Source organism: Humisphaera borealis, from assembly GCF_015169395.1.
Lineage (GTDB): Bacteria > Planctomycetota > Phycisphaerae > Tepidisphaerales > Tepidisphaeraceae > Humisphaera > Humisphaera borealis.
Genome location: NZ_CP063458.1, coordinates 3453247 through 3476994, shown reverse-complemented (window position 1 = coordinate 3476994; position 23748 = coordinate 3453247). Strand labels below are relative to the sequence as shown.

Below are 23748 nucleotides of genomic sequence, written 5' to 3'. Positions count from 1 at the left end.
TTTGCCGCTGGACACGGCTCCAACTTAAGTTTCCGGGGTCGCCCGCGGGGCGGCGCTGACTTCCCCTTGGCGGTTCCGCCGGCCCACGTCTCGAATGACCCGCGCCAGGAGCGCCGTCCACCCTGTCTGGTGCGGTGCGCCCATTCCGCGACCGGTGTCGCCATCGAAGTACTCGTGAAAGTGGACGAGCTCGCCGAAGGATTTGTCGTGCACGCCGTCCAGACGCGGGCATCCGCCGTTGCAGGGTCGCTTGCCGTCGTCGTCCGGGAGGAAGATCGAGACCAGACGCCGTTCCAGATTCTGTGCCACTTCCTCAAGATTCATCAGGATTCCGGACCCGGTCGGACACTCGACTTTCAATGAATCACCGTAGAAATGGTGGTATCTCTGCAGTGCTTCGATGAGCAGGAAGTTGGTCGGAAACCAGATTGGCCCGCGCCAGTTGCTGTTGCCGCCGAACAGCGTCGTCTCCGACTCGCCGGACACGTAGCGGGCACACAGCTCCTGCCCGTGGACATTCGCCGTCAGCGGGTGATCCAGGTGATACCGGCTCATCGATCGGATGCCGTACGGGGATAGAAACTCGTTTTCGTCGAGCACGTATTTGAGTGTCCGGACGAGCTTCTTGCGCGAAGGCACCGCCAGCAGATACCGATTCCCGCCCGGCGATCCATCCGGCGACGCCTTTTCCATGTACGCGATGAAGCGGGCCAGGTCGGCGCGATGCTCCATGAACCAGCGCGTGCGCTTGGCGAATCCCTTGAACCGCTCCAGTCGCTGCCCGTCGAGCACCTGGCACGCCAGCAGCGGAATGAGGCCGACCATCGAGCGGACCCGCAGCCGGGTGGATTGCCCGTCGGCGGCAAGCTGGTCGTAGTAGAAGCCGTCTTCGTCGTCCCACAGGCCGGTGCCGCCGAGCGTGTTCATGGCGTCGGTGATCGCGATGAAGTGCTCGAAGAACTTGCTGGCGACGTCTTCGTAAGCCGGGTCGTCGGCGGCCAGTTCCAGCGCGATGTCGAGCATGACATTGCAGTAGAACGCCATCCACGCCGTGCCGTCGGCCTGCGAAAGTTGCGTGCCATCGGGTAGCGGGGCGGAGCGGTCGAACAGGCTGATGTTATCCATCCCCAGGAACCCGCCGGCGAAGACCTGCTTGCCGTTGACGTCTTTACGGTTCACCCACCAGGTGAAGTTGATGAGCAGCTTCTGAAATGCGCGGCGCAGGAAGAGCTTGTCGCGGCCGCCTTGCCAGGCACCGATCTTGTAGACACGCCAGCACGCCCAGGCATGCACCGGCGGATTGACGTCGCCCAGTGCCCACTCGTACGCCGGCAGCTGCCCGTTGGGGTGCATGTACCACTCACGCAGGAACAACAGCAGTTGGTCCTTGGCGAACTCCGGATCGATGTGCGCCATCGGGATCATGTGGAACGCCAGGTCCCAGCTCGCGTACCAGGGGTACTCCCACTTGTCGGGCATCGAGATGACGTCGCGGTTGAACAGGTGCCCCCAGTCGCTGTTGCGTCCGTCCTTCCGCTGTGGCGGGGGCGGCGGCATGTTCGGATCGCCGGCGATCCAGTCCTTGATCACGTAGTGGTAGAACTGCTTGCTCCAGAGAAGCCCCGCGTATGCGAGGCGGGCAAGCCGGCGCTCCTCGGCCGGCAGGCTGGTCGGGATGCGCCGCTCGTAAAACAGGTCGGCTTCGAACGTCCGGGCGACGAACATCGCGTCGAACGAAGGGCCGAACAGTTCCTTCGGCGTCTGGTCTTCGGCGAACAGCCGCAGGCGAAACTCGCGCTTTTCGCCGGGCGCCAGCCGCATTTTGTAGTGCGGCGCAGTCTTGGTCCCGCGCCACTTGGGGTTGACGGCTTTCTCGTTGCCGTGGACGACGAACTCGTGGAACGCGTCCTTCACATAGGGGTTGTAGTTGTGCTCGCCGAAGATGCGCTCGGTATTGGTCTCGTTATCGGTAAAGAGCCAGCGCGGGGCGGACGCACCCGCCTGAGCGGTCGACGAATCCGCGGCCATGTTGGCCGGGTCGATTTCGAAGTGAAACTTGCCCAGTGTCATGTGGTCGCACAGGACGCCGTGATCGCTCGATCGGTTCATGAGCGGCTTGAGGTAGCACCCTTCGTGTGTGCATCCCCAGCTCCAGGCGTTGCGATACCAGAGTGTCGGCAGCAGGTGCAGGTCGGCGGCCTCGCGGCCGTGGTTGGTCACCGTGATGCGGATGAGGATGTCATCCGAGGCCGCCTTGGCGTATTCGACGAGGACATCGAAGTACCGCCCGTCGTCGAAGACGCCGGTGTCCTGGATCTCGTACTCGCGGTCGTGCTTTCCACGGCGGGCGTTCTCGGTGATCAGATCCTGATACGGAAACGCCGCCTGCGGGTAGCGATAGAGGCCTTTCAGGTAAGCACTCGTCGGCGTGGCATCGAGGTGCCACCAGAGTTCCTTGGGGTCTTCGCCGTGGTTGCCTTCGGGGTTGGTCAGCCCAAACAGGCGTTCCTTCAGAATGGGGTCTTTGCCGTTCCACAGGGTGACGCCGAAGCAGAGCCGGCACTCGCGATCGCAGATGCCGAGGATGCCGTCTTCGCCCCAGCGATAGGCCCGGCTGCGGGCGTGATCGTGTGACAGGTAACCCCACGCGCTGCCGTCCGCCGAGTAGTCCTCGCGAACGGTCCCCCACTGCCGATCAGAGAGGTACGGCCCCCAGCGCTTCCAGTTGGCGGCGCGGGCTGTGTCTTCCTTCATCCGTTCGGTTTCGGAATCGATGGGGCGGTTGTCGGCCATGGTTAAGTCAGAAGTGCAGTCGCTTCAAGATAGAGGGGACGAGCACATTGCGCCACTTGTCATCCTGAGCGTACGACTTTTTGAGGAGCCGCGCACGGAGTGTACTCACGAAGTAAGCGGAAACGACCTCGAACCGTCACGGTTCCCGCTTAACGTCACCGTTCCCGCTTACTTCGTGAGTACACTCCGTGCGCGGCTCCTCAAAAAGTCACACGCTCAGGATCACAAATTTGCCCGCGGTCGTCATCCCAAAATGGTCGCCGCGTCTTCCGCCTGTTGCTCCAGCGCCTCGATCGATCGCCGGCTTGGTGCCTGCTGATCGAGCCATTGGGTGACTCGCCGGATCTGCTCCGACGCCATTTCGACGAACCGCTGTTCGATCTTCAGGTTCGTTGCCTTGGCGCGACCGGTGACTTCGTTGCTGATTTTCTCGCCGATCCAGGTCGCGATGCTGTAGCCGCCGAGGATGATCAAATCGAGATGGCCGAACACCGCACCCTTGGCGACCAGCACGATCGTCAGCAGGTAGGGGGCCGACTCGCTCCACTGCGCCAGCTTCTTGCCGCCGGGCAGGTGGTTGATCAGCCGCTGGATCATCCGCGTGTCGCGCGGATTGGCGTTCCAGCGGGCTTCCAGCCAGGCCTTGAGATCGGCCAACTCCTGCTCGGCGATCTTCCCGGCCTCGCGCGGGTCGAACCGCGTGGCGGCGTATGAGCCCGCGCCGGCGGTCTTGGCATCGATCCACTTCGCCGTCGCCGGGCTGCCGCGGACGATGTCATCAATCCGGCTCTGCACGACCGCAAATTGATCCGACAAAACCGCATTGAAATCGGGCGGCTGATTCGCCTTGTCGCCTGACGACGCCTTGAGCAGATCGCCGGACAGCTCGCCGGTGCGGAACCAATCCCAGACAGTTCGCGGCAGTCGCGCCAGCAGTGCCGGCGCCTGGCGGACGCGCTCCAGCACCCGCTGCGGGCCGATGAGGTACAGCACACTGCGCTGCTGGAGCCGCCGCTGAAGTTGCTGCGTGATCGGGTTGACGTTCACGCCGACCACCGGCGCTTCCATGCCGTGCAGTGCGGAGATGAGACGATCGATTTCCTTGCGATCTTCACTGAGTGGCGCGAGCACCTGGTCGCGCAGCCGGTTCAGCACGTCGCCGGCGCGGTTGCGCAACCCTTCGATCGGCTGGGCGGCGGGGTCGAGCGAAGTGACCGCAGCTCGGAACGCGGCCAGGCCCTGCGGCGCGGGAGGCTCATAACCGGATTCATCGCGCGGGATAATGAAGACACGCTGCGGGCTCTCCCCCGCAACGCCCGCCAAGCCCTGCGTTGCCAACTGCTGCTGGTAGTCCTCCGCGACAACCGCTTCCTCGCACTTGTTCATCACGAAAAGCGACGGAACGCCGTACCGCTTTGCCAGCCGGTAGTAGGGCGGCAGTTCGGTCATCTGGTACTTCTCAGGGGTGACGGCGAACACGACCGCCTCCACCCAGCGAAACACGCGGTCGGCGACGGCGTGGTGCGCCGGTGTGTCGCCGTCCAGGTCCGGCGTATCGATGAGCGTCGGCATGGCTGTGGAGGCACCGCTGGCGGCACGGGCGTCCCCGGCCGCCTCTGTCCCGCGAACGACGATGATCAGCGTCTTGTCCTGCCCCCGCACGGGAAGGTCTTCGGCCTTTGCCGTCCAGTGCTCCCAGCCGAGCCACTGGTCGGGCAGGTCTTGCGCGCGGGCGACGATCACCACCGGGCCGGCGGTGAAGGTTCGGCGGAAGCTGGTCGCCGTGAGGTTGGTACCGATCAGCCGGTTGACCAGCGTGCTCTTGCCCGCGCCGGTCCCGCCGACGATCGCCACCAGCGGCGGACGATTGCGCTTCCCGCCGCGCAGGCCGTGGGCGAGATGAAATCGCAGCGCCGCAGCGTCGCCGAGCCAGCGCTCGACGGCCGGCCGCCGGTGCGGCGGCAACGCCGACACCCACTCGGTCAGAGTCGCTTCGATCCGTCCGACAGGCGGGTCCAGTTTTTCCGGGCGAAAGTCCATCGGGAGGAAAGAGTAACCGCAAGAACGTACCGAGCGAATCTCCGCGAGCCGGGCTAGAATCCAATCCAAGCAGCGATCATGGACGACCGCCTCGAAAAACTCTCCGAAAAAGCCAAAACCTTGCCCAAGGCCCCCGGCGTCTACCTGATGAAGGACGCCAAGGGTCTTGTCATCTACGTCGGCAAGTCGGCTTCGTTGCGCGATCGTGTCGGCTCCTACTTTCAGGCATCGACCAAGCTCGAGCACAAGAAGATCGGACTGCTCGATCATGTCGTCGACTTTGAAGTCATCCAGACCGATTCCGAGGTCGAAGCGCTGCTCGCCGAGAACCGGCTGATCAAGGACATCCAGCCGAAGTACAACGCCCGGTTGCTCGACGACAAAACCTTCCCTTACCTGATGATCACGCTCGACGAAGACTACCCAGGCGTGTTCGTCACTCGGCAGCCGCGGCAGAAGGGTGTGAAGCTCTACGGCCCGTTCACGAGCGTCTATTCGCTGAAGGAAGCCGTCACGTTGCTGCAGAAGGCGTTCAAGTTTCGTACCTGTTACCTCGACATCCGCGAAGACGACGACAAGCGGCGGTTCTTTCGGCCGTGCCTGCTCTACCCGATCAAACAGTGCACCGCGCCGTGCGCCGCCAAGGTGGATAAAGAGAGGTACCGCGAAGACATCAAACGCCTGATTGCCTTCCTCGACGGCAATAAGAAATCCGTCCTGTCACAGATGGAACGGGAGATGATCGAGGCGAGCAAGGACCTGAACTTCGAGAAGGCCGCCCGGCTGCGCGACGAGATTAAGGCCCTCACCGCGCTAGGCCAGCGCGGGGCCAAGGGCGAACAGGAGTTCTGGCAGCCCGAGGCGTTTATCGTCAACCCGAAAGAGGGGCTGGCGGCGCTGGGCCAGATGCTCGGTTTGGCAGAGCCGCCGCGGATTGTCGAAGGGATCGACATCGCCCACCTGCAGGGCGACGAGATGGTCGGCTCCAAGGTCTGCTTTATCGACGGCATGCCGTTCAAGGACGGCTACCGGCGGTACAAGATCCGCCACGGGCAGGGGAACAACGACTACCTCAGCATCCAGGAAGTGGTCGACCGCAGGTACCGCGAAGCCGGGAGCAACAACGAACTGTTTCCCGATGTGATTTTGATCGACGGTGGGCTCGGGCAGTTGCACGCGGCATTGGACGTCTTCAAGTCAATGGACGTCAAGCCGCCGATGGTGATCTCGCTGGCTAAGAAGGAAGAGCTCGTCTACGTACAGGACAAGAGTGAGCCGCTGAAGCTGCCCCGTAATCACCTGGGCCTGAAGCTGCTGCAATACGTGCGCGACGAGGCGCATCGGTTCGCGCAGCACTATCACCACATCCTGCGGCGAAAGTCGCAACTGGAAGAAGACGTTAAGAAAGGCCGCCGGCCGCCAGCGGCACGGAAGAAGAAGTCGCCGCAGGAAAAGAAGGCCGAGTACGAGGCATCATTGCCGAAGGCGGCGGACGACGACCTGCTACTTAAGGCGCCGGGGCCGGAAAGTCCGCACAGTACGCACATTTCCCTGCCGATCCTCGGCAGCGGCGAGTTGCCGGACGCGGCCGAGCCGGAGGAACTGCTGGACGCGGAGGGCGCGGAGTAGGGAAGCGTTCCCGGATGAGGCAAGCGGTATGCTCATGCTTTGTCCGCCAACACCCTTCCCGTAGAGTGCCCCCGGTGACCCCGCCGACAGGTCTCATTTCCGCACCGCCGCGCCGAATCCCCCGATGGGCGGGCTGGGCGATTGCCGTTCTCGTGTTCGTCGCGATGGCCCCGACGCTGGGCTGGCTCGAACTGGCCAACGGCATCGAGACGCTGCACGCCGCGACCGTGTTGGAGATGCGGCGCGACGGCGGGTCGTGGATCATGCCCACCCTCAACGGCACGCTCCGCATCAAGAAGCCGCCCCTGCCCGCCTGGATTGGCGCACTTGCCGTGACCGATGCTACCGTCGCCGGCGCCAGTTCGACCGACCCGGTGATCCGCGACCGCGCGTTCTCCCGGCTGGCCTGGGAAATCCGCTGGCCCGCGCTGCTGGCGGGTTGCCTCATGCTCGTTGCGACGTTCGACCTGGCAAAGACTCTCGCCGGTCGAAGAGCGGCGCTGGCGGCGACCGTTCTCACCGGCACGAGCCTCCTGTTCCTTCGCTACATGCGGCTGGCTAGCACCGATGTCCATCTGGCGCTCTGGGTGACCGTCGGCAACGCGTTGCTTGCCCGGGCGATCCTTCTTCGGCAACGGGGATGCATCGCGGCGTTCGGGCTGGCGTTGGGACTGGCGTTCATGTGCAAAGGGCCGGTCGCGATTCTGCAGACCATCGCGCCGGTGGCGCTCCTGCCATTGCTGCATCGACGGCGAACGGCCACGGGTAGCGGATTGTCGCAGCCCATGGCACCCGAGCCTGTGCCGGCGCGACGTGCGATCCCCTGGCGTCAGGTGTTCGTCGCTGTCGTCGCGTTCCTGGCCGTCGCGCTGCCCTGGCCGATCATGGTCGCCACGTCAAACGAAGGCACCCTGGCGATCTGGTGGAGCGAGATTACGCGGAAAGACGCGACGACGCTGGCACCCGATCCGGTTTATGCCTATCTCACGTTGTTGCCTCACCTGATTCCCTGGTTGCCGGCGTTCCTGCTGGGCATGTTGCTGACGCTCCGCTTTCGGTCATCAAGGTCTGTGAGATTCATCCATCGAACAAAGGTACAACGGCATCGCGGCTACCTGCTGGCAATGCTCTGGCTGGCCGTGCCGATCCTGGTGATGAGCCTCTTCAAGGATAAGAACGAGCGGTACCTGTTGCCGCTGCTTCCGCCGGCGGCGATTCTCGCGGCGCGGGGGCTGCTCGCGATGATTGCCGGTATGCGACGCGGCCGTCGCGACGCCGGCGCATGGCTGGCCAGTCATTTTGTTTTGGTTGGTGGTATCGCGATCGTGCTGCCGCTCGTAGGCGTGATCTCGCCACAGGCTTTGCCGGCGTCGCTGACCAGTGCCTGGCCGGTCAGCGCGAGCGGAGGGGCCTGGTACGAGCCCCGGCTCGGGTTGCCATGCCTCGCGTTGGCGATTGCGGCAACCGTTACAATGTTTCGTCCTCCACGGCGATCGGTCATTGCCGGCGTGGGCATCGCTGCGGTGCTCATGCTTGCCGCCAACGCGCTGCTGCTGTGGGGTTACAAGGATACCCCCGCCGGCCGAAGCGAAATGCGCCCCATCGCCGAGCGAATCATCGCCCAATCCGCCGGTACCCGGGTGGCGTACCACGATCCCGGTGGCAAGCCGATGCCTCCTGACCTGGCGATCTATCTGAATCGTGTCGTAAGACCCCTTGAAGCGGTTCGCCGGCGCGGGGACGACGAACCCGACATCATTGTCATGCTGCAGCGCGAGAACCAGCGCCCTCCAAGCCTTCCCGGCTGGCATTCGTTCGCCAGCGAACCCTACGGCAAGCGGTATTGGCATGCCTTGAAGAAAGACCAGCCTTAAGCGGCAGGCTTTTTCGCAGTCGATTTTGGGTTGGACTTCTCTGAAATAAGGATCGCCAGATCGCCCAGTTGCGCCGGGTCGCCGTCGTGGTCGAGGCGTTCAAAGTGAGCCCCGATATTGAACTGCCCAGACCCGATCACCGGGCAGTGCATCACTTTGTAGTACAGACGCACGTTGACGTACTCCTGCGTGGTAAATTTCATCAGGAAACTACTGCCCCGAGGCAGCACTCGGGGGCTGATCAGGCCGATCCCCGCCACCGACAGGTCGCGAATGCGCACCATCAGCCCGTCGTTGGCATAGTCTTCCAACAGATCCGGAAAGATCAGATGGCGCGACCGAATGCCCACCCGAGGCTGGCGACGCAGTTCGCGGCTTCCCCGCCCCGGATCGCCCTTCAGCCCCTTGATGACCTGCTCAAACATTTTTGCCGTGAGTTGCATAGGATTCCCGACCCCTTGCACCTCATTCCGGTCATCGTCCGTTGTGGCTTGCCCCGTTATAGGTAATTTCCTGCATCGGCCTTACGGAAACGGGCCCCCACCAAACACATACGATCGTGACCGATTCTTTCGATAGGTGCCGGCCAAAGTTCGGCGTGCAAATGTGCGTAGCCTGCTCGATCCGGTTCCGATAACCTGACTTCCTGCCAGCGTGCAAATCCGCCGGCCACCAACCTCGCTCGATGAAGGGGCGATGGACGATAGTGAGGTCGGAAGGCACTTTCAGATCGGGTGTACCGATCGAGACGGTCGCCGAGTCGTCATTTCGGCGGCCGCGACAACCATCCGGGACCTTCGACCCTAAAAGCTCATGGCTCGTAACCTCATTCGCAGTGCCATCCTCATCGTCACGATTGTCGCCGGCTGGATCGGCGTGCGCTTCTACGAAGACAGCAGTCACCAGGGGCAGCTCGCCAAGAAGGACGAGATCATCAAGGCCGAGCAACTCAAGAACGAAATGCTCCGAGGCGTGGTGAAGCGCTTCCAGACCGATAAGCGCGTGGCCCGCATCATCGTCACCGACCAGACCACCGAAAACGGCCAGACCTGGACGACGTTGCTCTTCGGCGAATACGGCAGAGACGGCTCGACCTACGTGGACGGCTCGGAGAAGCGGTTTGTCATCGAGGGCGTCGGCGCTCACCTGGACGCCTATGTGATCGAGTTTGACGGCAAGTTCGTCGAAGAAAACGAACCACTCCGAGGCCACAGCATTGCGCTGTTCAAGCGCATCTTCGGCGACAAGCAGACGCCCGCGGGCGGCTTTGCGATCGATTCCCCCGGCGAAATCCCTGACATCTACAAGGGTGCCGACCCCCGCCTGGCGGATATGGAAAAGAAGCTCTGGAAGGATTTCTGGCGTCTGGCCGACGACGCCGAGTTCCGCAAGGAATGGGGCGTCAAGCTCGCCTACGGCTCCAGCGGCTTCCGCGAAGAGTTCAAGAAGGGGTACATCTACACGGTCGTGCTCAGCCCCAACGGCGGATTAAAGATGTCCGCCGAGAAGATGGACCCGATGATCGAGAAAGCGCTGAACGAGGTGGGGAAGAAGAAGCCGTAGGTACCGATGGAGTGCTGAGACGAAAGTGAAGAGTACGGAGAGCGAAATCTGCTCCGGTCACTTCACTCAGCACTCAGCACCTTCAACTAAATACTATTCAGTGCCCGTTCAGCCGGGCTCGAATGTAATCCGCCCGCGCCGCCCGGCGGACATCCCCTTCGAGCTTCTTCCCCTGGATCTTCTGCAGATGGGCTGGTTGGGTCAGCAGGAACAGCTCGTTGATGGTCCCGAGGTCCACGTCTTTCACCCGGCCCATGTGAACGCCCATCCGCAGATGGCTCAACAGCAGCAATGTCTCGTCTGTCGCCATCAGCCTGGCCGAGCGGAGCAGGCCTAACGCGCGGGAGACTTTGTCGTCCAGCGCCACGCCCTTTTCGCTGATGAGTGTCTTGCGCGCGTGGTGCTCGTAATCGATAATCTTGGGAATGATCGAGTCGCCGAAGTCTTCGATGATCTCGTCTTCGCTTCGGCCTAGGGTGGACTGGTTGGAGATCTGGTAGAAGTCGCCGGTGGCTTCGGTGCCTTCGCCGTAGAGCCCGCGGACGGCGAGTTTCAGATCCTTGGCGGCCCGGAACACCTTTTCGATTTCGCCGGTGAGCTTGAGGGCCGGCAGGTGCAGCATCACGCTGACGCGAATACCCGTGCCGACATTGGTCGGGCAGGCCGTCAGATAGCCGAAACGCGGGTTGAAAGAGAAGTCGAGCTTGGATTCGAGCTGGTCGTCGACCTTGTTGATCTGGTCCCACGCCTCTTGAAGCTGAAGTCCCGACCGCAGCACCTGGATGCGGAGGTGGTCTTCCTCGTTGACCATGATCGAAACGGTCTCGTCCTTGCCGATCGCCACGCCGCGTGCGCCTTCGGCGGCTGCGTGCGGCTTGCTGATGAGATGGCGTTCGACGAGGAGCTGGCGGTCGACTTCCGGAGCTTGTTCGAGATCGACATACAGCGTCTGCGGGGCGAGGCTGGCGTCGAGGATCGTCTGGCGGACCTTCTGTTCCAGGACTTGGCGCTGGTGGCGCGTGCAACGCGACAGGAAGTTGAAACCCGCCACATTCCGCGCGAGGCGGATGCGCGAGGAAATCACCACTTCACTTCGAGGCCCGCTGCCTCGGAGCCATTCGCCTGCGTGCTGGGTGAGATCGCTGAGTTTCATAGTTCCTATCGAAACTGTCACTTGTCACTTGTCACGATGTCGACCACGTCGTCTGCGTCCGTCTAGTCACAAGTGACTAGTGACCAATGACTATCCTTCTGCCTCTTTGATCTGGTCCCGAAGCTTCGCGGCTTTCTCATAATCTTCGGCTTCGATTGCCTTCTGGAGGTCTTTGCGGAGCCGGGCGATATCGACGTGGCGTTTCATCGGCACGCCCGATCCGCCTCGCCGGGTCGGCTGTTTGCCGACGTGGTGCGTCGCACCGTCGTGGGCGCGAGCCAGCAAAGGCGTCAGCTCCTTCTCGAACGCGACATAATCGTTGGGGCAACCGAGGAGACCGTTCTGGCGGAACTCGGCCCAAGTAATGCCGCAGTGCTCACAGGTGAGCGACTGCTCCTTCGCCGGCAGGCCCGAGTGGGCCATGACGAAGTTCGTCAGCAGCTCATTGATCGGCATGTGGCTCTTGACCGGCAACCCTTCGGCGGCGGCGGCGCACTGCTCGCACAAGTGCTTTTCGTACTTCTTGCCGCCTTTGATTTCGGTGAGATGAACGGTGGCGGTCTTGTTGCAGTTTTCACATTTCATGCAGCGTGCTGCCTCCGTCGAATCGCGCTAGCGCGATCGCGCAATCGTATTTCCGTCATTGGTCAGCGTCAAACCGTTGGCGTCAAAGGATGACGGCTGACGGCTGAATTGAAGCGACCTCGCGTTTTCATCCTTCAGTCTTCAGTCTTCATCCTTTGACCCGACGCGTTACTATACGCCCCATGCCGCGACTTCTCGTTGTTTCGCTGGTTTTCGCGATCGGTGCGATGGTTGCCGCCGCCGAGCCGCCTAAGGGTTGGTCGCCGGGCGTGACGGAGGTGCTATACCGTTCCGACGCCGACAACACCGACCAGCCGGCTCTATGGTATTCGCCGGCGACGGCCGATGCGGTGCCGCTGCTGGTTTGCCTGCACACCTGGAGCAGCAACTACCTGACGCCGGAAAAGTTCTACGCCGACTGGTGTATCGACAAGGGATGGGCGATGGTTCGCCCCAACTTCCGCGGCCCCAACAGCACACCGGCCGCGCTGGGCTCGGAACTGGCGGTGAAGGACGTCATTGCAGCCGTCGCCTGGGCAAAAACGCAGCGGAAGATCGACCCTGATCGCATTTACCTGATAGGCGGCAGTGGCGGGGGACATATGTCATTGCAGATGGCCGGCCGAGCACCGGAACTCTGGGCGGGCGTGTCGGCGTGGTGTCCGATCTCCGACGTCGCCCGCTGGCATGCCGACAGCAAGCGGATCGGGAACAAGTACTGGCAGATGATGGAGAAAGCCTGTGGCGGGGCACCGGGCACGTCGCCCGAAATCGACACCCAGTACAAACATCGCTCGCCGCTCACACATCTTCCGGCAGCGAAGGGTCTCAACCTCACGATCAGTACGGGGATCGAGGACGGCCACAAGGGAAGCGTGCCGGTCGGACACACGCTCCGCGCGTTCAACGCCGTCGCCGCCGATGCCGACAAGGTGTCCGATGCTGACATCGCCGCGATGGAAGCCAAGCCGGTTATGCCGGCGACGCTGCTGCAGACGATCGTCGATCCGACCTATGGCGAGAACAAGCCGTTGTTCCGCCGGGTGAGCGGCAACGCGCAGGTGACGATCTTCCAGGGCGGCCACAACATTCTCCCCGAGGCGGGACTGATGTGGCTCGAAAAGCAGCGAAAGGGAAAGCCTGCGGTGTGGGAGGTCGGTGCGGGGAAGTCGGCGTCGAAGGCGACGATCGCGCCCTAGTTCTATGTAGGGCGGCCACTGCCCGCGCCGGAGGTGGCTGGCCTCTTCGGTGGGGCAGACATTCTTGTCTGCCTCGGACACGGTACGCCGTGGCCGAACACAGGTGCGACATTCAAGGTTGGTTTCGGACGGACGAGTACATCCGCCCGAGACAGGCAAGAATGCCTGCCCCACCCAGAGCCGCCGGTTGGCGTCCGAATGGTCCTTGTGAGCCCGAGTGACAGACAAGAAAGAATGTCTGTCCTCCACGTCGCGCACCAAAGGAACGCTACACCCGCAGTGTCGCCCCTAGCTCCGCCTTGGCCTTCTCCACTACCGCGCTCACCGCCTGCTCCACCTGATCGCTGGTCAGTGTTCCCGTCGGCGAGCGGAAGATCAGCTTCAGCGTCACGCTCTTGGTCCCCTTCTCCAGCGGCTTGCCGCGGTACGTGGTGACGAAGCTGGCCGACTCCAGGTTCGGCGGGTTGACCGCCTTCACGAGCGACTCGACCGCTTCGTAGCGAACCGACTCTGAAACCACCAGCGACAAATCACGCTCCGCCGGCGGGAACTGCGGCAGTGGCTTGAGCTGCGGCACGTGCTGCGCGCCGGCGAGCAGCGGCAGCACTTCGAGCTCGGCGATGCAGGGGCGTTCGCGCAGGCCGAGCTTGTCGGCGACCGCCTTGTCGAGCTTGCCCAAATGGCCGATCGCCTTGCCGCCCCATTCGACTCGCCCGCTGGCGCCCCGGCCGTAGCCGGCGCGGGGTTCGGGGACGACCTTCACTTCACGATTGGCGTCGAGCTTGCCCAGGATCGCTTCGACCACGCCGCGCACTTCGCGCAGGTCGGTCGAGCCGACGAGACCGAGCTTCTGCTGCTCGACGAGTTTGCCGCCCGTCGCGTAGTGGAACGCCGATCCGATCTCGAACAGCCTGGCGTCGCGAACGCCGGCGTTCTCGTTGCGGCGGAGGGATTCGAGCAATCCCGGCAGAATGCTTGGACGCAGCGCGGCGTTCTCTTTGCGCGTGACGACCGAAGCCTTCGGCAAGGGGTTGGACTTGTCCGCGTCGGGCGGCAGGAAGTCGGTCGCCAGGTTGTCGGCGACGAAGCCGACCGTGACCGCCTCGAAGTATCCGCCGGCCACCATCGCGTCGCGGATGATCTCGATCGACCGTGCCTTGGGGTCGGGTGGGGCAATACGGAGGCTGATCTCGTCCCGTACCGGCACCTTGTCGTAGCCGATGATTCGGGCGACTTCCTCGACGAGGTCGACTTCAATATTGATGTCGAGCCGATAGCTCGGCACGATGACGGCGACCTCTGCTTTTGACGCCGACAGCACCGGAGCAAGGCCGAGCCGCGACAGTGCCTCCATCACCTGTTCGACCGGGAACTCTACGCCCAGCACCTGCTTCAGCCGCGCCAGCCGAAGGGTGAGATTCTTCGGTGTATGCCCTGTCGCGCCCGCCGATACCACGCCCGACAGCAGTTGCCCGCCGGCCGTTTCGACGATGAGCTGCGCCGCCCGCAGGCTGGCCTTTTCCGGCAGCAGGGGGTCGATGCCGCGCTCGAAGCGGTACGACGAATCGGACCGCACGATTGCCCGTGCCGCCTTGCGGACGGCGAGCGGATCAAACCTTGCCGATTCCAGCAGGATGTTGACGGTCTTTGCCGACACCTCCGAGTGCAGTCCGCCCATGACGCCGGCGAGCGCGATCGGCGTCGTCGCGTTACAGATCGCCAGATAGTCGGGTTGAAGCGTCGCTTCCTTGCCGTCGATGGTGGTGAGCTTCTCACCGGCGGTCGCCCGACGGACGACGATCTGCTTGCCGCCGGTCCCGCCGCAGGCGACGTCGTAGTCGAACGCGTGCAGCGGCTGGCCGAGCTCGAACATGACGTAGTTGGTCACATCGACCACGTTGTTGATCGACCGAAGGCCGATCGCCTCGAGCCGCTTTTGCATCCAGGCGGGGCTCGGGCCGATCTTCACGCCTTTGATCAGTCTGGCGGTGTAGTGGGGACAAAGGTCGGCCGCTTCGATGCGGACGGCGACTTCGGCCGACGCGGGGGCGGCAATTTCGGCGCAGGCGGGCATGACGTCCTTGAACGGACGGTTCAGTAGCGCGGCCAATTCGCGGGCCACGCCGACATGGCTCAGGCAATCGCCGCGGTTGCTGGTGACCTCGACGTCGATGACGGTGTCGTCGGCGACGGTTTCGATGACTTCAACCGGCAGGCCGCCATGAGTGAGCGCATCGGCCGCGGCCTGAGCGTCCAGCGGACCGGGAAGGTAGTCGGCGAGCCACTTGAGAGCGATTTTCATAATGCTGCGGTCCGTTCGGTCAAGTCGAGGCGGTGAGTCACGCCATGGCCCTGCGGTCTGTGCTTAAGTCATTATCGGACGTCGTCGGTGGCGTATCGACCTACACGACCGCAGTGAACTCGGGCAAGTGATCCGATCTGGCCGGTTCATCCGCGTTGGTGCCGGCCAAGCAACGCGAAAATCTAGTGACAAGGTGGGGCGTGTCAACCGGTTCGCTTGACGGGAATTGCGCTTTGGCGTTATTCTTGCAGGACTCGACTCCCCCTTGCCTTCCCGCCTGCTACGGCAGGGTGTCAGTGGGTGTTCGGGTCGGGTTTTCCCGTCTTTTTATTGCGTCGCCGCGATGACAGCGGCGTGTCGTGAAGACAACGGCCCCTCGACCAATTTAGGCGGCCGAACGCTTGGAGGAACTTCTTTCCCAAACGGGGAAGGAAGCTGGTCCGAAAGGAGCGCGGGGCCACCGTGGGCAAGACCGCATCGAAGAAGAGCGTCGTGAAGGGTCCCGTTGCCAAAGCGTCAACGGCCTCAGCGTCATCGCGCAATGGTCGGCCCGTGAAACCCGCGAAGAGTGCCAAGCCTGTTGCGGCCAAGGCGGCTAACGGCAAGCAGGTCCCGGTGAAGGCTGCCCCGGCGAAGACTGTCCCGGTGAAGGCTGTCCCGGCAAAGCCGGCGGCGGCGAAGTCGGCCCCTTCGAAATCGGGTCCTGTGAAGCCCGCAGCAGCCGCCCCGGCGTCCGCCAAATCCGTCGTTGCAAAACCCGCTGCCGTCAAGGCCGCGCCGCAAGCCCCGCAGGCGGCAGCGAAGCCCGTCGCAGCCGACAAGCCGGCCGGCGATAAGCCCGTCGCCAAGGCACCGGCCAAGTCTGCCGCCAAGGCCAAGATGGTGATGCCTCCGGTCAAGACGATCATTCTGCCGGCCCGGCCCGCCGGTTCGCCGCCTGTGGTGGTCAAGCCCCCGGTCGCAGCACCCGCGGCCGTCAAGTCCAAGGACAAGACCCCCCGGATCGAAACCAAGCCTGAACCGTTCCGCCCGATGAACATTCTCGAGCAGGCCAACAGTTCAGGCGACAGCAAGCCCAAAAAGAACCAGGCGGGTCTGAGCGTCAAGGAACTGGAGTTCTTCCGCGATCTGCTGCTGGCCAAGCGGCGCGAACTCGTCGGCGATATGAGCTCGATGGAACGCGAAGCGCTGCAGTCCGGCGATTCGGGCTTGTCCACCCTGCCGATTCACATGGCCGACATGGGCACCGACAACTACGAGCAGGAGTTTACGCTCGGCCTGGTCGAGAAGGACCGCGTTCTTCTCCGCGAGATCAACCACGCCCTGGCCAAAGTGCAGAACGGCAGCTACGGCGTTTGTGAGGGCAATGGCAAGCCCATCAGCAAGGTCCGCCTCGAGGCCCAACCCTGGGCCCGTTTCTCGATCGAGTTTGCCCGTCTTCAGGAGAAGGGGCCGATCCGGCGATAGCGGTTCGTCGTCCTTCTGCGGCCGGGCAGGGGCAAGTGTGGGGTGCCGCGAAGTCAGCGAAGCGGCGCTCGGTCGCCATGTCGGGCGTGGCATCGATTGGTCATCGTCTCGTCTCCCATCTACAATGCCCGCGACATGAGCCGTTCCGATCTTGGTAACTTTCGCTCCGCCCCGGCATTGCTCGCCTTCGGAATGACTTTCATTCTGGGGCTGGGCGCCGACCTGTGGACAAAGGAACTGGCGTTTCAGCAGTTGGCACCCTACGGGGTCATTCACAATACGTCCGTCACGCCGTCGCGGCATCAGGTCGATCACGGTCCCAACAACAACCCAATCATCGTGCCTGTCGCTGAGGGTTGGCTTCACTTCATGGCGATGGTGAACGAGGGTGCGGTCTTTGGCATCGGCCAGGGGCAACGGTGGCTTTTCGTAACCGTTTCCGTGCTGGCGATCGGCTTCATCAGCTACCTGTTCGCGACGAGCGGAAATCATCGGTTCTACCAGTTTGTGCTCGGAATGCTGTTAGCCGGCGTCATCGGCAACATGTACGACCGCATCACCTTCGGCTACGTGCGGGACATGATCTATGCGCTTCCCGGCCGAACCTGGCCTGGCACGAGCCGCGAGATATTCCCATGGATCTTTAACGTCGCCGACATGCTGTTGTGCGTTGGCGTCGGCCTGATCTTCGTCTATACCCTGCGCGGCGCGCCCAGCACCCGCGATCGCAAGGGCGAAGAGGCGAAGGTCGAGTCAGCCGCTTAGAATCGGCCATTTCTCCCGCTGATACCTGCCTTCAGGCCCTCACTTGGTTTGGGATCTCTCCACGGTCGCTGATCACCTTGCCGCCTCGGTGCTGGCTGCCGAGCAGGAACTGCAACTGGAGCAGGCGGTGTACGGGCTGGACGCCCGCGACGAAAAATCGCTGCAAGCGATGATGGCGGGTCGGCTGGGGGCCTACTACGAGGTTTGCCGGGAAGTTCACTACCCTTCGTCGGTGGGCAAGCGGCTGACGCACCGTCAGCGTTGTGACCTGGTATTGACGCCAAAGGGCCGGCCACTGCGTTTGGACAGCAAACCCGCGACGCTTTTCGACCCGCCCGACGAAGCCGGACCCGCCGACGGCCTCTGGCTGGAACTGAAGGTCGCATTTCAATTCAAGGAGGGCGGAGAACGCCATGGCGGATACGGCCCGCAGTGGCGACAGGCCGTGGTCGAGGACCTGAGAAAGATGGAGGCCGAGCCTCTGATCCACGAAGCGGGTCTGCTGCTGATTGTTTTCAACGAATCGCAGGAAGTGCTCGCCAAGGACCTGGAACTCTTCGAAGATGTGCTGGCACGGAAGGAAGTGCTTGCCGGCTATCGCCATGTTCGCAGCGTGCCGATCACCGAGCGGATCGGTCATCGACTCTGTACCGTGGCACTCTGGCCGACGATCCAGCGGAACTGAACTGTGGACCAGGAGGACCGGCTATGCCCGCGACGACCGAACGCAGCGCCGGGTTCATCCTGTTTCACCGAAAGTCGGAGGGCGCCGATGGCGAGGTTCGCTACCTGCTGCTCGACTACGGCGGGCATTGGGATTTTGCCAAGGGTCACGTCGAGCCGGGCGAATCGGACATGCAGGCCGCCCTTCGGGAGCTGGCGGAAGAAACGCACATCCGCCAGGTGGCGGCGGTGCCCGGATTCGCCAGGGAGATCAGCTACTTTTTCCGGCATCGCAAGCGGGGACTGGTTCAAAAATCGGTCGTTTTCTTCCTTGCCGAGAGCGCGACCGATCAGGTCATATTGAGTGACGAGCATGTTGGTCACGACTGGCTTCTCGCCGCCGAGGCACTGCATAGGGTAACCTATGCCAACGCGCGGGCGGTGCTGCGGGATGCCGATGCGTTTCTGAGGCGGGAGGATTAGCAGACGCCGCGTCGGCTTTCACAAGTGTCCAGTTTGCCAGTCGGTTTCAGCACTTTTGAAGCGTGGAAATCGCTGCATGTGATACCGAACAATCCCGCTCGGTGGAAGCACCGGCGGCTGTCGCCGAGGACCGAGGTAAGGAGCCTTCGTGGAACTGATCTCGCGGCGAACCATGCAACATCTCGAAACCCGGCTCGACCACGTGGTCGGGCGGGTGCTCTGCGATGATGACGGCGATGTGCCCGGCAGCGTCCGCAGGCCGATGGTCGAATTGATGCGCCAGTTCGTCCTGGAAGGGGGCAAGCGCATTCGGCCGCAACTGTGCCTCTGGTCCTATCGTCATGCGAGCGGAAATGGCGAGAATCCGGACGTGCCGCCGGCGATCGCTTCAGATGTCGCCTGCGCCTGGGAGTTGTTCCATACCTTCCTTCTTTGTCACGACGACATTATCGATGGGGCCGATCGCCGCCGGGGCCGGCCGACGCTGCACCATCGTCTGGCGTCGCTTGACGGCGGGAGCATGATCTTCGGTGCCAACCTCGGCATTGTCGCCGGCGATCTGCTGTTTGTCGGCTCAATGCGTCTGCTGCACGAACTGGATCTGGAATCCGCTAAACCTGCTCTTTCGGCCAAGTCATACCAGCGACTACTGCGGCTTTTTTCACGAGTGGCGTGCGAAACAGGATTCGGCCAGGCGATCGACATCGTGCAGTCGCACGTCCCGCTCGGCGATGTGGACGAAGCAGTCGTCCTCAAAGGCTACGACTGGAAAACCGCCGCCTACACGTTTGAAGGGCCGATGCTCAGCGGCGCGATTCTGGCCGGGCTCGACGAGCCGGCGTTGGCGGCCGTTTCGCGGTTCGCGATGGCGATCGGTCAGGCCTACCAGCTTCACAACGACCTCCTGGACTTGCGTTCCGAGGCCCACGAAGGCTCTGACCTTGTCCAGGGCAAGCGCACGCCCACGCTCCTGCGGGCCCGACTGGCGACCCCCGAAGATCGCCGGGTTGGCTTCGACCAGCGCGTCGAACAGATTAAGGATGCCGGCGTACACGCCGTTGCGATGGCCGAGGCCTTTCGCCAGGAACTCCTCGGCAGTGGGGCGGTGCGATCCACGCAATCCGCGATTGAAGCCCTATTGGCCGATGCCGCGGCAGCCACCGCGGACCCGGCTTTGCCGCCGAGGTTCAGCTCTGCGATGTCCGGACTCCTGGCGGCGATGGCGGCAAAGTACTTTGCGCCGGTGCTGATCTAGCATCAGCCGGCCGACCGAACTCACCTCTCTGCATCCCCTCCTTTTTCGGCGTCGTCGGCTACTATCGGGGGCGATGACTGATCCGGTGATTCAACTCAAGGGTGTCGGCGTTCAGCGAAGCGGCCGATGGATTCTTCGCGATATCAACTGGGAGATACCCGCCGGCGCGTGTGTCGCCATCCTCGGTCCCAACGGCTCCGGCAAAAGCACGCTGACGCGCATTCTCGCGGGCCATCTCTGGCCGACGGCAGGGGATGTGCGGGTGCTCGACGGGCACTTCGGCGAGTCGTCTCTCCCCGAGCTCCGCAAGCGCATCCGCCTGGTTCAGGCCGCCGGCCCCTATGACGTAGACGCCGAGCTCACCTGCCTGGAAGTCGTGCTGACCGGTTTCTTCAGCACCATCGGACTCTATGAGGTTGTTACCCCGTCAATGCGCGAGAAGGCCGAGGGAATGCTTCGGCACGTCGGCCTGTCACACGTCGCCGACCATGTCTACGCGACACTCAGCAGTGGCGAGCGTGTCCGGGCCCTGATCGCGCGGGCGCTGGTCGTCCGCCCCAGGCTGCTCCTCCTGGATGAACCCACCGCGGGTCTGGATCTGCTGGCCCGCGAGCAGGTACTGGCGACGGTTCAGCGGATGTTCGAAGCAGGCGCGGGGCAGCCACCGCCGACGACGGTCATGATCACGCACCACGTCGAGGAACTTCCGCCGGCGACGAGCCAGATCCTGGTGCTGTCCGACGGACGCCCCGCAATGCTGGGTTCGCCCGAGCAGGTCATTCGGCCGGAGGTGCTCTCGGCAGTCTATCGATGTCCGGTGCAGGTGAGGCGATCCGGCGAAAGGTGGTATCTCGAGGTGCATCCCGATGCGTGGGAAGGACTTCTGAATCGCTAAGCCGGTCGGCGAGCCTGAGGGTGGGCACAATCAAGAAGCTCACGCAGTTTGTAACGCGGTTTGCCACCTCTGCGCTGTAGAATGATGCCGTTCCGATCTTAACGAGTGAGGGTATGTCTATGGCACGCCACAGCGAGTTCGACGAACTGGATGACAAGCCTTCAACGACGAAGAAGCACCGCCCGCGGCGAGGGAGCTTCTTTGGTTTCCTGTCGGTCGTCGCTGGCGGAGCGGCGCTGGCCGTCGTCTATCGTGACCAGATCAGCGAATGGCTGACGCACCGATACCTGCCGTTCGTCAAGTACGACATGGGCCAGTTGTCGCAGTACCTGTACCAGGTCAAGGATTACCAGGTGCAGGCGTATCACGTCGCCGCCGCCGGAGCGGGTCTCGCCGTCTGGGCACTGCTTTGGCGGAAGTTGCTCGGCCGGACACGGGCCGGTTGGCCTGTGCTCGGCCTGCTGGTTTGTGCGTCGGCGGCGGGGATCTATCGCTACAACAGCGTCGATCGCACGCCCGGCACGCCGGAGTACTGGGTGCAGGTGAATGTCGTCGAGCGTGTGCAGAAGATGTTCGAGAAGAAACCCGAGGCGCCCCGGATGATCGAGACCGCCGCCCCTGTACCGGCCCCCGACCTCGCACCCGCGGCTCCAGTTGTCGAGCCCGAGGCAAAACCGGCAACGCCTCCAGCCCCTGCTCAGAAGAAAGAGGAAGGCAGCAAACTGTTCCCGGGGCTGTAGCTTGTCGTTCTTGTGGTGAGAACCGGCGTGCTCAGGATTGCGCGCCTGAGGGTGCTGTGTTGTCGCCGATATCGTGTGCAGCTCGATACTGTGTGCAGATCACCGCGTGTTACTCCCCATCGGCGTCAGCACGTTCAGCCGGCCGCGGGAGATCTTTACCGGGACCGTCGCCTCGATTGCTTCGGGGCATTTGGCGGCGAACTCTTCGTAGTACTTGTTGATGAACGTCCGCGTCGCCCAGGCGGTCCCATCGGCCAAACCGCAGATCGTGGTGCCGGGCATGATGCCCATCGTCTTCTCGAGCTCCATCAGCATCTCAAGATCCTTCGCACGGCCCATGCCGTCGACGATACGGTCGAGGATCTTCTTCATCCAGCCGCTGCCTTCGCGGCAGGGCGTGCACTGGCCGCAGCTTTCGTGGGCGTAGAACCGCACGCAGTTGCGTAGCGCCTTCACCATGTCGGTGTGCTCGTTCATGACAATCATGCCCGCCGTACCGAGGCCCAGGCAGCCGCCGCGAAAGCGGACGTCATCGAAATCGAGCTTGATGTCGAGCTGATCGGGCCCGAGCACGCCCATGCTGATGCCGCCGCAGATGGTGCCCTTGTGCTTGCCGCCCTTCATACCACCGGCCATGTCGATCGACTGTTGGAGCGTGATGCCCAGCTCGTTTTCGTACACGCCGGGACGGTTCACATGTCCGCTCATGCCGTAGAGCTTTGGGCCGGGGGAGCTGGGCGTACCCATGGACTTAAACCAGGCCGGACCGCGCTCGAGGATGAACGGGATGCACTGGAGCGTTTCGACGTTGTTAATGACCGTCGGCTTGCCGAACGCGCCGGCGATCGCCGGGAACGGCGGCTTGTTGCGGGGCCAGCCACGCTTGCCTTCGAGGGCTTCGAGCAAGCCCGTCTCTTCACCGCAGATGTAAGCACCCGCGCCACGGTGGACGTAGCACTCGAGCTTGTAGCCCGAGCCGAACATCCCCTGCTGCCCGAAGACGCCCTTCTCATAGGCCTCGGCGAGCGCCTTTTCGAGGATCTTGGCGGACTTGTGGTACTCGCCGCGAATGAAGATGTACGCGGCGTCGCACTGAGTCGCCTTGGCGGCGATGGCGATGCCTTCCAGCATGCCGTGCGGGTCGTAATCCATCAGGTAGCGGTCTTTGAAGGTGCCCGGTTCGCTCTCGTCGGCGTTGACGGCGAGGTAGTGCGGGCCCTTCTTTTCCTTCGGGATGAAGGACCACTTCTGCCCGGCGCTGAATCCCGCGCCGCCGCGACCGCGCAGGCCGGATTCCATGACGATCTTGATGATGTCGTCGGCCGACATCTCCAGCGCGCGGCGCAACTGTGCGTAGCCGCCGGTCGCGACGTATTCGTCGTACCAGACGGTATGCCGCTTGGAGGGATCGTCGGAGATGCGCTTGAGGAGGACGGGTTCTGTGAAAGCCATAGTGCTACCTTCGAGGGCCGGTAGATGGTAGCGATCGGAAGTCTGTGAGCAACCGCCGATCAATTGAATCGAAAGTTGCCCGGCTTTGCCCCCAGCTTTTCCCAAGCCCGGCCGGGCTACCGGTTGCCGCCGGGAACGACAAACTTGATCCACGTGCTGCGGGAATCGGGTGCACCCCAGATGGCTTCCCCGTCGAAGCCGGGACAGTTCTTGCGGATCAGTTTGTCGCCGTCGCCCCACTTCTTGCGAACCGCCTCTGCTTTGCGGTCGCGCAGGAAGTCGGGATCATCGATAAAGCGCTGGGCCTTCGACAGGTCGTCGCACGCACTCCAGTTGCCGCTTCGCAGGTCGCTGCAGTAGACCGGCGTGCCGTCGCCGGTCATGGCCGCGGCGGCGAAGTAGTACGAGCCTTTCCAGCGCAGGCGGTTGTTGACGACGTTGAAGACGACCCAGTCGCCGGGCTTGAGCGTCAGCGTGACCTTTTCCACCTGCGCGCCGAAGATTTCGGCCCGCAGCGATCGACGGTCGGCGGGGACGAGCTTTCCGTTGTGAAAGATGTCGGCGACGAAATCGTCGGCGACGATCATGATGGATGTCGCCGTTTCGGCCTTTTTGTCTGCGGCGGGCTTCGGGCCGGGGTTCGCGGGGCGGGTGGTTGCAGGTCCCGGAGCCGGGTTGCCGCCGGGGCCGAGGTCTTTACCCAGGTCAAAGAGATCTTTCGTCGGCTGTTTGGGCCGATCCTGGGCGTAGGCAACGCCGACGGCAAGGCCAAGCGCCAATAAGACGCACCAGGGCAATACCCGGCCGATGATCCTGAACTTCATTCATTCTCCCGGTGCTTTGGCGGTCGACACGGACGGTATCAGGGTGGCTCAGCGCGTACAATCCTG

General features: G+C 63.1%; 19 protein-coding genes. 11 read left to right on the top strand and 8 right to left on the bottom strand.

Going from position 1 to position 23748, the window contains the following annotated elements; genetic code table 11:
• Positions 1-24: 24 nt before the first annotated feature.
• Together IPV69_RS12965 and IPV69_RS12960 are read right to left on the bottom strand one after the other, a co-directional pair.
• Complete coding sequence (locus IPV69_RS12965) at positions 25-2793, bottom strand: MGH1-like glycoside hydrolase domain-containing protein (protein WP_206295537.1); 2769 nt, start codon at positions 2791-2793, stop codon at positions 25-27.
• Between the two features lie 243 nt (positions 2794-3036).
• Positions 3037-4833: a GTPase domain-containing protein gene (locus IPV69_RS12960; protein ID WP_206295536.1), complete on the bottom strand. Its 1797-nt coding sequence runs from the start codon at positions 4831-4833 to the stop codon at positions 3037-3039.
• 78 nt (positions 4834-4911) lie between these two features.
• Between IPV69_RS12960 and IPV69_RS12955 the strand changes: the two genes are divergently transcribed.
• Both IPV69_RS12955 and IPV69_RS12950 read left to right on the top strand, forming a co-directional pair.
• Complete coding sequence (locus tag IPV69_RS12955; protein WP_206295535.1) at positions 4912-6462, top strand: excinuclease ABC subunit UvrC; 1551 nt, start codon at positions 4912-4914, stop codon at positions 6460-6462.
• A gap of 74 nt (positions 6463-6536) precedes the next feature.
• The gene (locus IPV69_RS12950) at positions 6537-8336 is read left to right on the top strand and encodes an ArnT family glycosyltransferase (RefSeq protein WP_206295534.1); all 1800 of its coding nucleotides are present in this window, start codon (positions 6537-6539) and stop codon (positions 8334-8336) included.
• Here the strand turns inward: IPV69_RS12950 and IPV69_RS12945 are convergent.
• On the bottom strand, positions 8333-8779 hold the full coding sequence (locus tag IPV69_RS12945) for a PilZ domain-containing protein (RefSeq protein ID WP_206295533.1): 447 nt from the start codon (positions 8777-8779) through the stop codon (positions 8333-8335). The genes IPV69_RS12950 and IPV69_RS12945 overlap by 4 nt on opposite strands.
• Positions 8780-9149: 370 nt before the next feature.
• Between IPV69_RS12945 and IPV69_RS12940 the strand changes: the two genes are divergently transcribed.
• A complete protein-coding gene (locus IPV69_RS12940; protein ID WP_206295532.1) occupies positions 9150-9899 on the top strand; it encodes a hypothetical protein in 750 nt (249 codons plus the stop codon).
• Between the two features lie 97 nt (positions 9900-9996).
• Here IPV69_RS12940 and IPV69_RS12935 read toward each other — a convergent pair whose 3' ends face one another.
• Positions 9997-11052, bottom strand: a complete 1056-nt coding sequence (locus tag IPV69_RS12935; RefSeq protein ID WP_206295531.1) for a protein arginine kinase — start codon at positions 11050-11052, stop codon at positions 9997-9999.
• 90 nt (positions 11053-11142) lie between these two features.
• On the bottom strand, positions 11143-11637 hold the full coding sequence (locus IPV69_RS12930; RefSeq protein ID WP_206295530.1) for a UvrB/UvrC motif-containing protein: 495 nt from the start codon (positions 11635-11637) through the stop codon (positions 11143-11145).
• A gap of 182 nt (positions 11638-11819) precedes the next feature.
• On the opposite strand from IPV69_RS12930, the gene IPV69_RS12925 reads away from it, so the two are divergent.
• Positions 11820-12836, top strand: coding sequence for an alpha/beta hydrolase family protein (locus tag IPV69_RS12925; RefSeq protein WP_206295529.1), 1017 nt, complete (start codon positions 11820-11822; stop codon positions 12834-12836).
• Positions 12837-13104: 268 nt separating this feature from the next.
• Here IPV69_RS12925 and pheT read toward each other — a convergent pair whose 3' ends face one another.
• A complete protein-coding gene (gene pheT, locus IPV69_RS12920) occupies positions 13105-15138 on the bottom strand; it encodes a phenylalanine--tRNA ligase subunit beta (protein WP_206295528.1) in 2034 nt (677 codons plus the stop codon).
• 552 nt (positions 15139-15690) lie between these two features.
• Between pheT and IPV69_RS12915 the strand changes: the two genes are divergently transcribed.
• The 7 genes from IPV69_RS12915 (at position 15691) to IPV69_RS12885 (ending at position 21406) form a co-directional block, all read left to right on the top strand.
• Positions 15691-16605: a TraR/DksA family transcriptional regulator gene (locus IPV69_RS12915; RefSeq protein ID WP_206295527.1), complete on the top strand. Its 915-nt coding sequence runs from the start codon at positions 15691-15693 to the stop codon at positions 16603-16605.
• A 135-nt stretch (positions 16606-16740) separates the two neighbouring features.
• A complete protein-coding gene (locus tag IPV69_RS12910) occupies positions 16741-17370 on the top strand; it encodes a signal peptidase II (RefSeq protein WP_206295526.1) in 630 nt (209 codons plus the stop codon).
• Positions 17371-17413: 43 nt separating this feature from the next.
• Complete coding sequence (locus tag IPV69_RS12905) at positions 17414-18055, top strand: hypothetical protein (protein ID WP_206295525.1); 642 nt, start codon at positions 17414-17416, stop codon at positions 18053-18055.
• Between the two features lie 23 nt (positions 18056-18078).
• A complete protein-coding gene (locus IPV69_RS12900; RefSeq protein WP_206295524.1) occupies positions 18079-18516 on the top strand; it encodes a bis(5'-nucleosyl)-tetraphosphatase in 438 nt (145 codons plus the stop codon).
• Positions 18517-18688: 172 nt separating this feature from the next.
• Entirely contained in the window at positions 18689-19771 is a 1083-nt protein-coding gene (locus IPV69_RS12895) for a polyprenyl synthetase family protein (protein WP_206295523.1), read from the top strand.
• Positions 19772-19844: 73 nt separating this feature from the next.
• The gene (locus IPV69_RS12890; RefSeq protein ID WP_206295522.1) at positions 19845-20666 is read left to right on the top strand and encodes an ABC transporter ATP-binding protein; all 822 of its coding nucleotides are present in this window, start codon (positions 19845-19847) and stop codon (positions 20664-20666) included.
• 113 nt (positions 20667-20779) lie between these two features.
• Positions 20780-21406 (top strand): hypothetical protein, encoded by a 627-nt coding sequence (locus IPV69_RS12885; protein ID WP_206295521.1) that lies wholly within the window; start codon positions 20780-20782, stop codon positions 21404-21406.
• Positions 21407-21505: 99 nt separating this feature from the next.
• On the opposite strand, the gene nuoF is transcribed toward IPV69_RS12885, so the two are convergent.
• Together nuoF and IPV69_RS12875 are read right to left on the bottom strand one after the other, a co-directional pair.
• Positions 21506-22858, bottom strand: coding sequence for an NADH-quinone oxidoreductase subunit NuoF (gene nuoF, locus IPV69_RS12880; protein ID WP_206295520.1), 1353 nt, complete (start codon positions 22856-22858; stop codon positions 21506-21508).
• A 116-nt stretch (positions 22859-22974) separates the two neighbouring features.
• Positions 22975-23682, bottom strand: coding sequence for a hypothetical protein (locus tag IPV69_RS12875; protein WP_206295519.1), 708 nt, complete (start codon positions 23680-23682; stop codon positions 22975-22977).
• Between the last annotated feature and the right edge of the window lie 66 nt (positions 23683-23748).

Bases quoted from the DNA above. Each gene is read 5' to 3' on its own strand.
- IPV69_RS12885 (WP_206295521.1), top strand. From the start codon at position 20,780: ATGTCTATGGCACGCCACAGCGAGTTCGACGAACTGGATGACAAGCCT.
- IPV69_RS12925 (WP_206295529.1), top strand. From the start codon at position 11,820: ATGCCGCGACTTCTCGTTGTTTCGCTGGTTTTCGCGATCGGTGCGATG.
- IPV69_RS12935 (WP_206295531.1), bottom strand. From the start codon at position 11,052: ATGAAACTCAGCGATCTCACCCAGCACGCAGGCGAATGGCTCCGAGGC.
- IPV69_RS12890 (WP_206295522.1), top strand. From the start codon at position 19,845: ATGACTGATCCGGTGATTCAACTCAAGGGTGTCGGCGTTCAGCGAAGC.
- IPV69_RS12930 (WP_206295530.1), bottom strand. From the start codon at position 11,637: ATGAAATGTGAAAACTGCAACAAGACCGCCACCGTTCATCTCACCGAA.
- IPV69_RS12945 (WP_206295533.1), bottom strand. From the start codon at position 8,779: ATGCAACTCACGGCAAAAATGTTTGAGCAGGTCATCAAGGGGCTGAAG.
- IPV69_RS12960 (WP_206295536.1), bottom strand. From the start codon at position 4,833: ATGGACTTTCGCCCGGAAAAACTGGACCCGCCTGTCGGACGGATCGAA.
- nuoF (WP_206295520.1), bottom strand. From the start codon at position 22,858: ATGGCTTTCACAGAACCCGTCCTCCTCAAGCGCATCTCCGACGATCCC.
- IPV69_RS12875 (WP_206295519.1), bottom strand. From the start codon at position 23,682: ATGAAGTTCAGGATCATCGGCCGGGTATTGCCCTGGTGCGTCTTATTG.
- pheT (WP_206295528.1), bottom strand. From the start codon at position 15,138: ATGAAAATCGCTCTCAAGTGGCTCGCCGACTACCTTCCCGGTCCGCTG.
- IPV69_RS12940 (WP_206295532.1), top strand. From the start codon at position 9,150: ATGGCTCGTAACCTCATTCGCAGTGCCATCCTCATCGTCACGATTGTC.
- IPV69_RS12895 (WP_206295523.1), top strand. From the start codon at position 18,689: ATGCAACATCTCGAAACCCGGCTCGACCACGTGGTCGGGCGGGTGCTC.
- IPV69_RS12955 (WP_206295535.1), top strand. From the start codon at position 4,912: ATGGACGACCGCCTCGAAAAACTCTCCGAAAAAGCCAAAACCTTGCCC.
- IPV69_RS12900 (WP_206295524.1), top strand. From the start codon at position 18,079: ATGCCCGCGACGACCGAACGCAGCGCCGGGTTCATCCTGTTTCACCGA.
- IPV69_RS12965 (WP_206295537.1), bottom strand. From the start codon at position 2,793: ATGGCCGACAACCGCCCCATCGATTCCGAAACCGAACGGATGAAGGAA.
- IPV69_RS12910 (WP_206295526.1), top strand. From the start codon at position 16,741: ATGAGCCGTTCCGATCTTGGTAACTTTCGCTCCGCCCCGGCATTGCTC.